We start from the raw sequence: 14,414 nt of genomic DNA, 5'->3' as shown, positions 1-14,414 counted from the left end.
ATCCTTAGGCCGGCGGTCAATGCGTCCGACCGGAAGCTAACACCGCCCCGACGGTTCTGCAGCACCAATGCTCGCCACGACCGGCCACCGGCGGCGCCGTACCATGCCGTCATGCGGTTGACCGAGGGGGACGAGTTCGCCGGCTACACGATTGTGGCGTCGCTGGGTTCGGGCGGAATGGGCGAGGTGTACCTGGCGCAGCATCCGCGGCTGAACCGTCGCGACGCGCTCAAGGTCCTGCCGGTGGCGCTGTCGGCCGACCAGGAGTACCGGGCGCGGTTCGTCCGGGAGGCCGATCTGGCAGCGGGGCTGTGGCATGCGCACGTCGTCGGTGTGCACGATCGCGGTGAGCACGACGGTCAATTGTGGATCTCGATGGACTACGTCGACGGTGCCGACGCCGACAGCCTGCTGGAGTCCCACCCCGGCGGCTTGCCGGTCGACGATGCCGTGGAGATCATCGACGCCATTGCGGGAGCGCTCGATTTCGCGCATGACAGCGGGTTGCTGCACCGCGACGTCAAACCGGCGAATCTGCTGATCGCCGACCAGGGCGGCAAGCGGCGGGTGCTGCTCGCCGATTTCGGCATCGCCCGGGGTATGGAGGACACGGCAGGTCTGACGGCCACCAACTTCACCCTGGGTACGGTGAATTACGCGGCGCCCGAGCAGTTGACCGGGTCGGCGCTGGACGGGCGGGCCGATCAGTACGCGTTGGCGGCCACCGCCTACAACCTGTTGACCGGGGTGAAGCCGTTCGCCGATTCGAACCCGGCGGTGGTGATCGGGCGGCATCTGTCGGCGCCACCGCCGCGGGTGTCCGACGTGCACCCCGAGCTGGCCGGGCTGGACCCGGTGCTGGCCCGGGGGATGGCCAAGGAGCCCGGTGAACGGTTCGAGAGCTGCGCGGCATTCGCCGCGGCCCTGCGCGCCGGTGCCGCCGAGCCGCCACCGGCACCGACCGCGCTGATCCCCACCGAAGCACCGGTCTCGGTGGGCACACCGCAATGGACGCCGACGCCGCCGGTCGGCCCGCCGCCGACGGGCCCCGCCGCCATACCGTCCGGCACTATGCCTTCCGGGCCGATCGGGCCTCCGATGGGATCCGGACCGATGGGATCCGGCCCGATGGGGCAGTACCCGATGGCGCCGGTCCCGCCGCCGTCGGGACCGCGCACCGGCCTTCTGGTCGGCGCCGTCGCCGTGGTGCTGGCACTGGTGGCGGCGGGGATCTGGGCCGGCACGCGGATCTGGGGCGATCACGACGAGACCCCGGTGGCCACCACCCGGACCCGCACCGCCCCGTCGACCTCGGGAACTGGCACCCTGGCCGCGGCGCCGGTGGTGCCGACCTCGGAGACCGTCGCCGCGCCGCCGACGCCCACCGTGGTGCCCGGCGACCTCGGGCTGAGCACCCCGATGACCCGCCCGGAGTGCGACGGCCAGGGCATCGTCGTGCTGTACAACGCGGTCACCCCTGGGCAGTACGCGCAGGAGATCTCCTCAGCCTTGGCGCAGTACCCGGGTGCGTCGTACCTGCGTACCGACCAAGCCTGCCCGTCGTTGCGGCCGGTCGACGACAAAGGCAACGCCATCTATGCGGTGTACCGCTACGGCGGGCGCAGCATGTCTGAGCTGTGTACCGCGGTCCGGGCCGCCGGCCCGGGCAAATACGGCAAGTTCCTGGACTACACCAGCGACCCGAAGATCCCCATCACCTGCTGAGCCTGTATGCACCGCCGGCCGCGGTCAGGCTTCCGGGCAGAATCCCGGGCCGACGAAGCGGGCCACCAGCTCGTACTCGGCATCCCGATCTTTCATCGGGAAGTACCACAGGGCCAGCGTGACTCGGATCAGCCACTGCGCAGCCAACGGATCGGAGCGTCCCATCATGTGCTCGGCAAGCCCGGCGACCAGCGGCGACGCCGTCAGCCAGCTGTTGTCCCGGTCCGGCCTGATGGTGCCCATCGCCGCCGGGCCGAGTGGCTCGGAGCGAATGTGATCCAGAGCGACGACCAGGGCTGTGACGACCCGCTCGGAACCGTTCAGACCCTCGATCGCCTTCGAAACCCGCTCCACGATGCGCGCGGAAAGTCGCTGCAACAGACCTTCGGTGATCACGGCCTTGCCGCCGACATGCCGGTAGATCGTGGCGGGCGAGCAGTGCGCCTTCGTCGACAACGCCTCGATGGTGAATGCGTCGAACCCCTGCTGGGAGACGAGCTGTGCGGCCGCGGCGAAGATCCGTTCCACCGCTTCGGTTCTCCGGTCTCCGCCGATCAGCCAATCCTGCCGCTTCGCCATGCACCCTCCCGGCGGTTGGTCTCGAAGCTCACACCTTAGGCGGTCAGATTCTCACAGTGAGAACCGATTGCCTTACCGTGAGTGAAGAAACTGCAGTCCAGACGGGTGCGGTGAGAATTACTGCCCCGAGATCACGTCGGTGTGATGATCAATATTCTGCTCAGTCCTTGACCCGTGCACTCGTCCGGGACAGCCTGGGCGGATGACAGTGCTGGCGGACCCCCGGAGCTTCTTCGGCGCCGACGCCATCCAGGACCCGTATCCGCTGTACGCCCGGATGCGCGCGGAGGCGCCCGTGCACCGCGTCGGTGATTCCGAGTTCTACGCGGTGTGCGGCTGGGACGCGGTGGTCGATGCGGTCACCCGGGTGGACGACTTCTCGTCGAACCTCACCGCGACCATGGTCTTCAACGCCGACGGCTCGGTGACGGCACTGTCGATGGGGGAGCCGGGCGGGTCCATCCACTCGCTGGCCACCGCGGACGATCCGGTGCACGCCGTGCACCGCAAGATCCTGCTACCGCATCTGTCGGCGCGGCGCGTGCAGGTCATCGAGGAGTTCGCCGCCGCTACCGTCGAACGTCTGTGGGTGGAGAACCTGCATGACAACAGGATTGAGTGGATGAGTGCCGTCGCCAACCGGCTGCCGATGATGGTGGTGGCCGGGCTGCTCGGGCTACCCGACACCGACGTCGACGACCTCATCCGGCTGGGCTACGCGACGACCACCCTGCTCGACGGCATCGTCGATTCGGAGCAGATCGCCGCCGCGGGCGCCGCCGCGATGGAGCTGGCCGGCTATGTGATGGAGAACTTCGAGAAGGCGACGGGTGAACCCGGCGTGGCGACACGGGGTTCCGGCCTGATCGCCGATATGGCACAGAGGTACGCCTCGGGCGAGCTGGAGCAGATCACAGCGATGGGCATGATGCTGACGCTGTTCAGCGCCGCCGGTGAGTCCACCGCGTCCCTGCTGGGCAGCGCAGCGTGGATTCTGGCCACCGAGCCCGACGTTCAACGGCGGGTACGCGAAGACCCAGCTCTGCTGGGGCCGTTCATCGAGGAGACCCTGCGTTTCGAGGCGCCCTTCCGGGGGCACTACCGGCATGTCTGGCGCGACACGGCGCTCTGCGGGGTGGACATTCCGGCGGGTTCTCACCTGCTGCTGCTGTGGGGCGCGGCGAACCACGATCCGGCGCAGTTCGAATCCCCGGAGGAATTCCGGCTCGATCGTGCTAATGGAAAGGCGCACATCACCTTCGGCAAGGGCGTGCACTTCTGCGTCGGCGCGTCGCTGGCCCGGTTGGAGGCCCGAATCGTCCTGGGTCACCTGATCGAGAACACCAACTGGGTCGATGCCGTCGACGTCGGACAGTGGTTGCCCAGCATCCTGGTCCGCCGGCTGGAGCGACTGACCCTGCAGACCCGCTGACCTACCGGGTCGGTACCGGCGCCGGAGCAACGGCGGCCGGTGCTGCCGCGGGGGCAGCAGCCGCCGGTGCTGCCGCGGGTGCCGCGCCGGTGGCCGCGGCTCCGGTCGCAGGGTCGACGGCGACCGGCGCAGGTGTCGGCGTGGGCGGCGGGGCGTATTCGCCGACCCGGAGCACCTTGAGGATCTCCGGTTTCATCTGCTGCAGCTGCGAACCCCAGTAGCCCCAGTTGTGCGTGCCGTTGGACGGGAAGTTGAAGACGGCGTTGCGGCCGCCGGCGGCGACATAGCGCTGCTGGAACTCCTTGTTGGTGGAGATGGTGATGTTCTCCAGGTAGGACGCGGAGAAGTTGAGCCCGAAGTCGCCACCGGTGTCGAACTCGGCCATGGTGCCGTTGCCGCAGTACACCCACAGGGCGGTGCCGTTGGCGACCAGCCGCGGGATGTTGACCATCGGGTCGTTGCGTTGCCAGGCCGGGTCGCTGCTCGGACCCCACATATTGCGCGGATTGAACCCGCCCGCGTCGTTCATCGCCACGCCGATCAGCGTGGGCCACAGGCCCTGCGACGGGTTGAGGAACCCCGACAGTGCCGACGCGAACAGGAACTGCTGGGGGTGCCAGGTGGCCAGCGTCAGCGCGGCGCCACCGGCCATCGACACCCCGACCACCGCATTGCCCAGCGCGTCCTGGTTCTTGTGCGCGGCCATCCAGGTCGGCAGCTCCTGGGTCAGGAACGTCTCCCACTTGTAGGTGAAGGTGCCCGCGTTGCCCTTGGCCGGCTCATACCAGTCGGTGTAGAAGCTGGACTGGCCGCCGACCGGCATGATCACCGACAGTCCCGACTTGTAGAACCACTCGAACGCCGCGGTGTTGATGTCCCAGCCGTTGAAATCGTCCTGGGCGCGCAGGCCGTCGAGCAGCAGCACCGAATGCGAGCCGCCGTTCTGGAACTGGATCTTGATGTCGCGGCCCATCGACGGCGACGGCACGTTGAGGGTCTCCACCGGCAGCCCTTCGCGGGAAAACGCGGCGGCGGTCGGTGTGGGAATGGCCGCCAGCATCGCGACGGTGGCCACCGCCGAGGCCGCCGTCCGCGCGCAGCGCCGTGCGATAGTGCCGATCACAGCTGACCTCCTCGACGCGCTCATCGCTGGTGAAGCTAGCAGCGGAGGATCGAGAGACCGGTTCACGGCGCGCGCCGTGATTGCGTTGTTACCAACCCATTTGGAAGTCGTGACCCGCAGGGTCCGGGGGCGATTATCGAGGCTTGCAGGTCCCGGCGGGCAGCTCGGCGCGGTGCTCGTCGAGCCAGCGACCCAGGGCGGTGAGCATCGAGGTGCCGGTGTCGAAGCTGCCGTTGGCCGGATAGGCGGCCATCGCCACCCCGATGGTGGCTTCCCCGCTGGGTATCAATGCCACCTGTCGCACCAGGTAGCCACCCGAGGTGTCCGGACCCCAACCGCCCTTGGCGGCGACGCCGTCATCGACGGCCAGGCCCCACTGCTGATTTCCGCCGAGTTGACGCATCTGCGTCAGCACCGATTCCGAGCCCGCCAGGCAGGGCAGCTCGAAGGCCAGCCGGGCGGCCTGACTCAGCGGCCAGTCGGTCTGCCCGAACGGGCTGAACGGCGGGCGGACCTGCCAGGGTTGTACGACGGTTTCGCTGTCACCCGCATCGGCGAGGACCTGCTGCACGGCCTGGGCGGCCTGCTCGCCGCCGCCGAGCCCGTTCCACAACCGGTCGGCGGCGGCGTTGTCGGATTGGGTGATGGCCGAGGCGATGTCGGCGCCGGGGGCATCGGACTGCGACTGCTGCGCGTGCCGGACCGCGGCGATCGACAGCGGCACCTTGATCGTCGACCAGGCCGGGCCGCGGGTCCAGTCGCCGAAGGTCAACGTCGTCGTGCCGTCGGTGACCGCGATTCCGACTTGACCGCCGGGCAGGTCCAGGCCCGCGAAGCTGTCGGCCAGCGCGGCCGGGGCAGCCGGTTCGGTGGTCTCCGGGGCGGGGGTTTCGGCGGGCACCTCGACGCCGGGCATACGCGTCGCCTCACCGTGTTTGACTGCGGTACAACCGGTTAACGTCATCAGGACCGCGACGGCGGACGCGGCGGCGCGCAGCCGACGGCACGCGCGTCTAGTAGATGTAGACACGCGCTAACGTGCCTCCCTCGCAGGTGATCCAGTCATCGGTGGACAGTTTGAAGCATTCCACGACGAAATTGCTGCCGTTGCAGCGCTGCGAGGCGGGTTTGCAGAGGACCGCACCCGGAACGCTCAGTGTCCGGCGGCCGGAGTCGGGGGTGCCCGCCGCCCAGTAGGCGTCGAGGATGTTGCGGGCGAAGGTGCAGCTGGTGCCGTCGGTACCGCGTACCGCCCGGCTGCCGAACTCCGTCGAACTGCCGTGGCTGAATCCGGCGTCGCAGGAGTTGCCCAGGCTGTCGGCGCCGTGCACCCCCGGCGGCAGCGCGGCCGGGCGGGTGGGAACGCTGGAGGTGGGGCTGGCGTAGCTACCGGTCTCGGTGGACCGGCCGCGGCTGGTGGTGGGTGCGGTCGCGGTATCCGAGCCGTTGTCGGACATGCCGACGACGATGCCGATGCCGCCGAGCACCACGGCGATCACCGCGACGGCGATCAGTACCGGGATCAGCCAGGGCTTGTTGTTGCCGCCGGTGGGCTGGGCCATCACCGGAGGCGCGGCCGGCGGCGGGTAGGCCGGTCCGGCGCTACTCATCGGCGGGGCGTAGTAGGGCGTTGGCCCGGTCTGGTACCCCGAGGGCCCGCTCTGCTGCGGCGGGTAGGGGACGGGTCCACTCGGTGGCGGTGTGGGTTGCGGCGGCTGCTGCGGCCGTGGCCCGGTCGAGTGCGTGGGGCCGTAGCCCACGGGTGCGCCCGAGGAGACGGGCGGATCGTCGGGACCGGGCGTGTGCAGTGCGTTGAACCAGTCGCCGGTACCGGCCTGCCGGGTCGGGGAGGGCGCTTCCTCGACCGGCGCGCGCAGGGCGTCCGCGGCGGCGCGGGCCAGCCCGGCGGCGGTGGAGTAGCGGTCGCCGGGCTCCTTGGCCATGCCGCGCGCGATGACCGCGTCCATCGCCGCGGGTACCGCGGGATTGACCAGGCTGGGCCGTGGCGGCGGCTTGGTCAGGTGCGCGGTGAGCTGCTGCTGCGCGGTGCCATCACCGAACGGTCTTGCGCCGGTGAGGGTTTCATGCAGGACGCAGGCCAGTGCGTAGATGTCGACGGCAGCGGTGGCCTCTTCCCCGGACAGGCGTTCGGGCGCGATATAGGCGAACGAGCCGACGGTCATCCCGGTCTGGGTCAGGTGCGATTCACCGGCTCCCTCGGCGATACCGAAGTCGAGCAGATAGGCGAAATCGTCGGCGGTGAGCACGATGTTGGCGGGCTTGACGTCGCGGTGGATGAGGCCCGCGGCGTGCGCGGCGTCGAGCGCCCCGGCGACCTGGCCGATGACGTTCACCGAGCGCTCGGGTGCCATCGGCCCGCGGGTCAGGATCGCGTGCAGGTCATCGCCCTTGACCAGGCGCATGTCGATGTACAGGTTGCCGTCGATCTCGCCCCAGTCGTGAATGGGGATGACGTGCGGGTCCTCGACCTTGGCGGCGGCGTGCGCCTCCCGGGTGAATCGCTGACGGAACTCGGCGTCCTGGGTGTACTGCTCGGAGAGGATCTTCAGCGCGACGGTGCGGTCCTTCTCGGTGTCGCGGGCCTCGTACACCTCGCCCATCCCGCCTCGGCCCAGCAGCGCGACCAGCTCATACTTCCCGAACCGGCTACCGGCCCGTGAGGTTCCCGCAGACACGCTCGTCGCCCCCTCCAGATCTCATTGACATGAGTGAATCACTATCGACGGCTGATCGCCGCCGGAATGCGCCGACCGCTAGGAGCTGGCGCCGTTGTCCTTGCGGTCCTTGTGATCCGCATGGGTCCGTGCGTTCGAGCCCGCCGACTCATCGCCGGTGCCCTTGCGGTGCCGACCGAACCCGGACGCCCGGTGATCGGTGGTGTCGTTGGCCGAGTACTGGCTCTGGTTGGGCTGCTGCGCCTGGCGCTCGGTTTCGTTCTCGGGCTTGACGGCGGGTGCGGCCTCGGGCTTCGGCTTCGCCGTGAAGAGGCGGCTCGCGGTGGTGGGCTTGAGCTTCGGCAGGGTGAACTGGCCGGCCTTGAGCTGCGGCAGCGTGAACTGCTTGGCGGGTGTGGGCTTCTCGGGGTCGGCGGGGCCGTCCGTCAGGTCGTCGGTGTTGGAGACCGCGGCGGCTTCGGCGGGCCCGCTCTTGCGGAGCAGCTGGTTGGTCGTGGTGGTCGTCGTTTGCGGGGTCAGCGGCTTGAGCGCGGTGGCGATGGCACCGGCGACCGAACCGGTTGCCTGCGCGCTGAGCTTCTCCGCGCCGGAGGCGTTGCCCGCGATGACGTCGGCGTCGGTGGCGGTGTTGTCCAGGGACTTCTGCAGTGCGCTCAGCGACGGGAACAATTGGGCCGTGGTCGGCTTGCTGTAATCGGTTCGGTCGTAACCGGTTTCGATCAGCGCCCGCAGCGGCGGGTCCAGCGCGGCGGCCAGCTGCGGGGAGATCGCCGCGACCGGCATGAGCAGCGGGAGGGTGTCGGTGCGGATCAGGTAGTAGGTGGTGTCGCCGTGCTGCTGGTAGTACATGCTGTCCGTGCCGTTGCCCTTGGCGTCGACGAGGTTCTGGTCGGTCAGCTCGGTCTGGGTCTTACCGTGCACCAGCACGATGCCCATGATGGCGTTCGCGGTGGCCAGCAGGTTCAGCGGATAGGTCGGGAAGTCGGCCCATCCGTCGTACTGACGGGCGACGTCGATCGTCTTGCTCGGCGAAGTTTCGTCTCCCACCGGCGTCGCGCCGCTGAAGGTGAGGTCCATGATCGGTACCGTCAGCCCGGCGAAGCGCGCCATGACGCCGCCATTGGGTCGGCTGGGGTTCTCGACCAGGACGTATGTCGGGCCGGGATTGGCCGCGGTGCTGGGATGGTCCGCCTTGTATTTGGACGCGACGACGGCGCCCTGTGAGAAGCCGAAAACCACGTCGCCGGTTGTTGGGTGCTTTTCGCCGAGATTGTCGACGCCCTCGGCGACCGAGTCGTTCCATTTCGGGTCGTTGAAGTAACCCTTGGACACGGGCCAAATGCTGGCGGGATAGTTGATCTTGCCGCCATCATCCGCGACACCACCGATGTTCGTGCCGGTCAGCACCCTATCGACGAAGTCCACGTACTGGTTGTCGGTGGGCTCGTTGCCGATATTCGTCCCGCGCAGGTAGTACACGTTCCCGGCCAACCGGGCATCCGCGCTGACGGTCCGCGTCGTGTCCGCGGCCTGCGCAACCGGCGCCAGCCCCGGCGTCAGGGCGAGCATGGTCGCCCCGGCGACGGCGATGCCCGCGACCGGCAGGCCCGTTGCCCGGCGGACCTGGCCAGTGGGGAGAACGCGGCGAGCCCGTCGGACCGGCTGCGCGCGGTGTCGGCCGCCTGCTCGGTTACCCATGACCAAATCCCCAGAATCTCCCCGGACCCAGCGGGAATGCTACGGCACGGCCGCCCCGGGCGCTTATGGTGACGCCATGAAACGAGTGGTGGTCTGGGGTACCGGGTTCGTCGGCAAGATGGTGATCGCGGAGATCGTCGACCACCCCGGATTCGAGCTGGTCGGCGTCGGGGTCAGCAGCGCGGACAAGGATGGTCGCGACGCCGGCGAGATCTGCGGCCTGGAACCCCTGGGCATCACCGCCACCCGGGACATCGACGCGCTCATCGCGCTGCGGCCCGACGCGCTGGTGCACTACGGGCCCACCGCTGCGCACGCCGACGCCAACATCGAGGTCATCGGCCGTTTCCTGCGGGCCGGCATCGACGTGTGCTCCACCGCCATGACGCCGTGGGTGTGGCCGGCCATGTCGCTGAACCCGCCGGGCTGGATCGAGCCCATCACCCAGGCCTGCGCCGAGGGCGGCGCGTCCTGCTTCACCACCGGCATCGATCCCGGCTTCGCCAACGACCTGTTCCCGATGACCCTGATGGGCCTGTGCTCGCGGGTGCGCCGGGTCCGCGCCTCGGAACTGCTCGACTACACCAACTACGAGGGCGACTACGAGTTCGAGATGGGCATCGGGTGCGAGCCCGACTACCGTCCGCTGCTCGAACACCGTGACATCCTGATCATGGCCTGGGGTGCGACGGTCCCGATGATCGCCCACGCCGCCGGGATCGAGCTCGACGAGATCACCACCACCTGGGACAAGTGGGTCACCGATACCCCGCGCCGGACCGTCAAGGGCGTGATCGAACCCGGCCGGGTCGCGGCCGTCCGGTTCACCATCAACGGTGTCTACCGGGGCGAAACCCGCATCCAGATCGAGCACGTCAACCGCATCGGCCGCGACGCCGCGCCGGACTGGCCGTCGGGCACCCAGGACGATGTCTACCGCGTCGACATCGACGGCACCCCCAGCATTTCGCAGGAGACCGCGTTCCGGTTCACCGACGGGTCCGGTCGCGACGCCGCGACGGCGGGCTGCCTGGCCACGGGGCTGCGGGCACTCAACGCGGTGCCTGCCGTCAACGATCTGCCGCCCGGCTGGGTCACCGCGCTGGACCTGCCGCTGATCCCGGGGACCGGCACCATCCGGTGATGTAACGCTTGCGCGCCGCCCGCCGAGAAACCCAACGAAAGGTTCGTGGAACTAATTACTTGGGCGGGTGAGATGGCGGACGTCCCCGGTATCGGGCTCTCGGTCGGTGCTACCCGGCTGGCGGCGGTGACCGCCGAACGCGGCATCACCGGCGATGCGGTGCGCCGGTTGCCCGGCGGATTCGGCGAGCGGTGTAGTTCCGCGAGCACGAGGTCCGCCGCAGACTCAGGCGGAGTCGGCGCAGAGGGCGCGGGCGCCGCGCCGATCGGCGGGTTCGTGGACCGGGTCGGCGACCCGATCGCCGTGATCGACGAGCGCGGCGGGGCCCATCGCGCCGAGGACCTGCTGGCCGGTGCGCTGCGCGATATCGCCGACGTCGCGCTCGGCGGCCGTCGGCGTCCACCGGGCCTGGCGATCAGCCTGCCCGGCCACTGGAGCCCGGCCGCGGTCACCGCCCTGCGCCACGCACTTCCCCGGTATTTCGACGGCACCCCACCCGTGCTGCTGCCCGACTACGCGGCCGCCGTCGCCGCGCTGATACGACGGCCCGGCCTGCCGACCCACGGAATCATCGCGCTGTGCGACATCGGCGGCAGCGGGACATCGCTGACCCTGCTCGACGCCGACAACGGCTACCGCCGCGTGGGGGAGACCCGGCGATCGGGTGAATTCGGCGGGGACCTGGTCGACCGCACCGTGCTGACTCATGTGCTCGACGCGCTGCCCGGCCGGTTGGATGCCACCGCCACCTCCGCGATCGGCACCCTCGGCGAACTGCGCCGCGAATGCCGCGATGCCAAACACCGATTGTCGGCCGCGACGGTCACCGCCGTGACCGCGCACCTGCCCGGCGGGCCGGCCGAGCTGCGGCTGACCCGCGCCGAACTCGACGAGCTGACCGCGCCGGGCCTGCGCCGTCTGCTCGACGAGATGGAGAGCCTGCTGACCGACCACGGCATCGGGCCGTCGCGGCTGGCCGCGGTCGCCACCGTCGGCGGGATGGCCGCCATGCCCGCGGTGACCACCGCGCTGTCACAGCGGCTGCGCGTCCCGGTGATCACCGCGCCGGCACCGGCGCTGACCGCAGCCACCGGTGCGGCGCTGCGCGCCGTGCGCAACCCGGCCGCCGAGGCCGCCACCGCACTGCAGTCCGCCGCCGTCGCACCCGCGGTCGCCCCGGCGACCGAGCTCGCCAACGCGGCGCCCGTGCTGGCGCTGGCCTGGTCGGAGTGCGACGACGCCCCCGAACCGGTGCCGTTCACCGGGGAAATCGACCTGGCGGCCCTCGACGCGGACATCGACGACGCGGACAGCTACGGCCCGGATGTCGACCGGGAGCCGGCCGAGGCCGGGGAGAACCGGACGACGGCCCGGCCGCTGATCGCCTTCGACCCGGTCCCGGAACCGCCCGCCGTCCCGGATACCCGGCGTCGCCATCCGGTGCTGACGGCCCTGGTGGCGGCGGCGCTGATTGCCGGCGGGATCAGCGGGGTGGCCGTTGCGCTCACCTACACCTCCTCGGAGTCCTCCACGGCGACGCAGGCAGCTCCGGTCACCGCCGCCCCGGCGGCTTCACCCGCTCCGCAGGCGGACGCGCCGACGATGGCCCCGGTGGCCACGCCCGTCGCGCAGACCGGGACCGCGCCCGTCGCGCCGACCGTCGCCGCCCCGGCGGCACCTGTCGCCGAAGCGCCGCAGGTTGTCCAGGGTCCGGTGGTCCAGGTCAACAATCAGCGGCCGATCGCGGCGGCTCCGGCACCCGAACCCGCCGCGGCGCCCGCCGAGATACCCGCGCCGGCGGTGGACCCCGTTGCGGTGCCGTTCCCGGTGCCGAGCCTGCAGATCCCCGACCTCACGCTGGGCCTGCCGATCCTCGGCGACGGCCTGCCGCGCGGCAACCAGCCGTCGCAGCCGCGTGAGGCCCCGGCATCGCCCACGCCGAGTCCGACCTCACCGGCGCCCAGCCCCAAGCCGAGTCCGGAGCCGTCCAGTCCGAAGCCGGCGCCGAGTTCCCCGAGCCCGACGCCGAAGTCACCGGAGCCGAGCGCCCCGTCGTCAACCGCGACGCCGCCCAGCCCGACGCACAGCGCCCCGGCTCCGAGCCCCAGCCCGGCACCCAAGCGCCAGGAACCCGAACCTCAGGAGCCGGCACCGTCGGCCGGGTCACCGGCTTCCACTGCCAACCCCGACGCGCGGGGCCACCACGGTCAGTGACCGCGGGCGACCCAGTCGTCGTAGTGCACCATCTCGTCACCGATGCGGGTGGTGTCCCCGTGTCCGGTGTAGACGACGGTGTCGGCGGGCAGCTTGCCCAGCTTGTCCTTGATCGACCCCAGGATGGTGGGGAAGTCGGAGAACGACCGACCGGTGGCGCCTGGCCCGCCCTGGAACAGGGTGTCCCCGGAGAACACCGCGCCGAGGTCCGGCGCGTACAGACAGGTCGATCCGGGCGAATGCCCGGGAGTGGCGATGGCGTGCAGTTCGATACCGTCGGCGCGGAGCGTCTCGCCGTCGGTCAGAGTCCGGAATGTGCTGTCCGGGTGGGTCATTCGCCACAACATCTCATCGGCCGGGTTCAGCAGCACCGGTGCGTCGAAGTCCTTCGACAGCTGCGGGGCGACGGTGATGTGGTCGTTGTGGCCGTGCGTGCAGACCACCGCCACCACATGCCGATTGCCGACGGCCGACTCGATGGCCGCCGCGTCGTGGGCGGCGTCGATGACGATGACCTCCTTGTCGTCACCGACGATCCAAATGTTGTTGTCGACTTCCCAACTGCCGCCGTCGAGTTCGAAGGTGCCGTGGGTGACGACGCGCTCGATCCCGGGCTGTGGACTCACTTGAGCACCACCACGGAGCGCAGCACCCCGCCATCGTGCATCTTGTGGAAGGCATCCTCGACGGCTTCCAGGCCGATGCGCTCGGTGACGAATTTGTCCAGCGGCAGCCGACCCTGCAGGTAGAGGCTGATCAGGGTGGGGAAGTCGCGCTCGGGCAGGCAGTCGCCGTACCACGACGACTTCAGTGATCCGCCGCGGGAGAAGAAGTCCACCAGCGGCATCTCCAGTTGCATGTCGGGCGTCGGAACACCCACCAGCACAACAGTTCCGGCCAGATCGCGGGCGTAGAACGCCTGCTTCCAGGTTTCCGGGCGGCCGACCGCGTCGATGACGACGTCGGTGCCGAACCCGTCGGTGAGGTCCTGGATGGTCGCGACGACGTCGAGCTCTTTCGCGTTGATGGTGTGGGTGGCGCCGAATTCCCGCGCCCAGCGCAGCTTCTGGTTGTCGGTGTCGACGGCGATGATGGTCTTCGCGCCGACCAGCGCGGCACCGGCGATGGCGGCATCGCCCACGCCGCCGCAGCCGATCACCGCGACGGTGTCGTTGCGCCCGACGTTGCCGGTGTTGACCGCCGCGCCCAGGCCGGCCATCACGCCGCAGCCCAGCAGGCCGGCCACCGCGGGATCGGCAGCGGCGTCGACCTTGGTGCACTGCCCCTGGTGGACCAGGGTCTTCTCGGCGAACGCGCCGATGCCCAGCGCCGGGGTCAGCTCGGTGCCGTCGGTCAGCGTCATCTTCTGGGTGGCGTTGAAGGTGTCGAAGCAGTACTGCGGCCGGCCGCGCTTGCAGGCCCGGCATTCGCCGCACACCGCGCGCCAGTTCAGCACGACGAAGTCGCCGACCTCGACGTGGCTGACCCCGGGCCCGACGGCCGAGACCGTGCCGGCGGCCTCGTGGCCCAGCAGGAACGGGTACTCGTCGTTGATGCCGCCCTCGCGGTAGGTCAGGTCGGTGTGGCAGACGCCGCACGCGATGACGTCGACGACGACCTCGCCGGGGCCGGGATCGGGGATGACGATGTCGACCAGCTCGACCGGGTCGCCCTTTTTCCGAGAAATCACACCGCGCACTGTCTGGCTCATGGCTATCAACCTAGCGCCCCGCGCAAGGTTTGTTGGAATGGTGTCCAAACACTCGTCTCGGTGGCCTGAGCGGGCGCGGCGCACGTTGCGCG

The 14,414-nt window shown here is 70.0% G+C and carries 11 protein-coding genes; 4 read left to right on the top strand and 7 right to left on the bottom strand.

The annotated features are described in order from the left end of the window. The first annotated feature begins 111 nt into the window (after positions 1-111). Entirely contained in the window at positions 112-1,725 is a 1,614-nt protein-coding gene (locus tag G6N16_RS16110) for a serine/threonine protein kinase (RefSeq protein WP_083028887.1), read from the top strand. Between the two features lie 24 nt (positions 1,726-1,749). Here G6N16_RS16110 and G6N16_RS16105 read toward each other — a convergent pair whose 3' ends face one another. Then, positions 1,750-2,304, bottom strand: a complete 555-nt coding sequence (locus G6N16_RS16105) for a TetR/AcrR family transcriptional regulator (protein ID WP_083028888.1) — start codon at positions 2,302-2,304, stop codon at positions 1,750-1,752. A 202-nt stretch (positions 2,305-2,506) separates the two neighbouring features. On the opposite strand from G6N16_RS16105, the gene G6N16_RS16100 reads away from it, so the two are divergent. Continuing rightward, positions 2,507-3,736, top strand: coding sequence for a cytochrome P450 (locus tag G6N16_RS16100; protein WP_083028889.1), 1,230 nt, complete (start codon positions 2,507-2,509; stop codon positions 3,734-3,736). Between the two features lies 1 nt (position 3,737). Here the strand turns inward: G6N16_RS16100 and G6N16_RS16095 are convergent, their stop codons facing one another. The 4 genes from G6N16_RS16095 to G6N16_RS16080 all read right to left on the bottom strand — a co-directional run bounded on the left by G6N16_RS16095 (position 3,738) and on the right by G6N16_RS16080 (position 9,253). Next, positions 3,738-4,796 (bottom strand): esterase family protein, encoded by a 1,059-nt coding sequence (locus G6N16_RS16095; RefSeq protein WP_234805689.1) that lies wholly within the window; start codon positions 4,794-4,796, stop codon positions 3,738-3,740. A gap of 196 nt (positions 4,797-4,992) precedes the next feature. Then, positions 4,993-5,775 carry a serine hydrolase gene (locus tag G6N16_RS16090; RefSeq protein ID WP_083028891.1) on the bottom strand — a complete coding sequence of 261 codons (783 nt, stop codon included), beginning with the start codon at positions 5,773-5,775 and terminating at the stop codon, positions 4,993-4,995. Between the two features lie 97 nt (positions 5,776-5,872). Beyond that, positions 5,873-7,555, bottom strand: a complete 1,683-nt coding sequence (locus G6N16_RS16085) for a serine/threonine-protein kinase (RefSeq protein ID WP_083028892.1) — start codon at positions 7,553-7,555, stop codon at positions 5,873-5,875. 78 nt (positions 7,556-7,633) lie between these two features. Beyond that, positions 7,634-9,253 carry a PE-PPE domain-containing protein gene (locus G6N16_RS16080; protein ID WP_083028893.1) on the bottom strand — a complete coding sequence of 540 codons (1,620 nt, stop codon included), beginning with the start codon at positions 9,251-9,253 and terminating at the stop codon, positions 7,634-7,636. Between the two features lie 76 nt (positions 9,254-9,329). On the opposite strand from G6N16_RS16080, the gene G6N16_RS16075 reads away from it, so the two are divergent. After that, positions 9,330-10,397, top strand: a complete 1,068-nt coding sequence (locus tag G6N16_RS16075; protein ID WP_083028894.1) for an NAD(P)H-dependent amine dehydrogenase family protein — start codon at positions 9,330-9,332, stop codon at positions 10,395-10,397. A 72-nt stretch (positions 10,398-10,469) separates the two neighbouring features. Then, positions 10,470-12,611, top strand: coding sequence for an Hsp70 family protein (locus G6N16_RS16070; protein WP_083028895.1), 2,142 nt, complete (start codon positions 10,470-10,472; stop codon positions 12,609-12,611). Here the strand turns inward: G6N16_RS16070 and G6N16_RS16065 are convergent. Further along, positions 12,605-13,237, bottom strand: a complete 633-nt coding sequence (locus G6N16_RS16065; RefSeq protein WP_083028896.1) for an MBL fold metallo-hydrolase — start codon at positions 13,235-13,237, stop codon at positions 12,605-12,607. The genes G6N16_RS16070 and G6N16_RS16065 overlap by 7 nt on opposite strands. Beyond that, the gene (locus G6N16_RS16060) at positions 13,234-14,322 is read right to left on the bottom strand and encodes an S-(hydroxymethyl)mycothiol dehydrogenase (protein WP_083028897.1); all 1,089 of its coding nucleotides are present in this window, start codon (positions 14,320-14,322) and stop codon (positions 13,234-13,236) included. Before G6N16_RS16060 ends, G6N16_RS16065 begins: the two co-directional genes overlap by 4 nt. Positions 14,323-14,414: the final 92 nt, after the last annotated feature.

This window comes from Mycolicibacterium insubricum (assembly GCF_010731615.1).
Classification (GTDB): domain Bacteria; phylum Actinomycetota; class Actinomycetes; order Mycobacteriales; family Mycobacteriaceae; genus Mycobacterium; species Mycobacterium insubricum.
Note: the sequence above shows the minus strand (reverse complement) of the source record. Positions and strands in the feature narration are given on the sequence as shown.

Bases quoted from the DNA above. Each gene is read 5' to 3' on its own strand.
- G6N16_RS16110 (WP_083028887.1), top strand. From the start codon at position 112: ATGCGGTTGACCGAGGGGGACGAGTTCGCCGGCTACACGATTGTGGCG.
- G6N16_RS16105 (WP_083028888.1), bottom strand. From the start codon at position 2,304: ATGGCGAAGCGGCAGGATTGGCTGATCGGCGGAGACCGGAGAACCGAA.
- G6N16_RS16100 (WP_083028889.1), top strand. From the start codon at position 2,507: ATGACAGTGCTGGCGGACCCCCGGAGCTTCTTCGGCGCCGACGCCATC.
- G6N16_RS16095 (WP_234805689.1), bottom strand. From the start codon at position 4,796: ATGCTGGCGGCCATTCCCACACCGACCGCCGCCGCGTTTTCCCGCGAA.
- G6N16_RS16090 (WP_083028891.1), bottom strand. From the start codon at position 5,775: ATGCCCGGCGTCGAGGTGCCCGCCGAAACCCCCGCCCCGGAGACCACC.
- G6N16_RS16080 (WP_083028893.1), bottom strand. From the start codon at position 9,253: ATGGGTAACCGAGCAGGCGGCCGACACCGCGCGCAGCCGGTCCGACGG.
- G6N16_RS16075 (WP_083028894.1), top strand. From the start codon at position 9,330: ATGAAACGAGTGGTGGTCTGGGGTACCGGGTTCGTCGGCAAGATGGTG.
- G6N16_RS16070 (WP_083028895.1), top strand. From the start codon at position 10,470: ATGGCGGACGTCCCCGGTATCGGGCTCTCGGTCGGTGCTACCCGGCTG.
- G6N16_RS16060 (WP_083028897.1), bottom strand. From the start codon at position 14,322: ATGAGCCAGACAGTGCGCGGTGTGATTTCTCGGAAAAAGGGCGACCCG.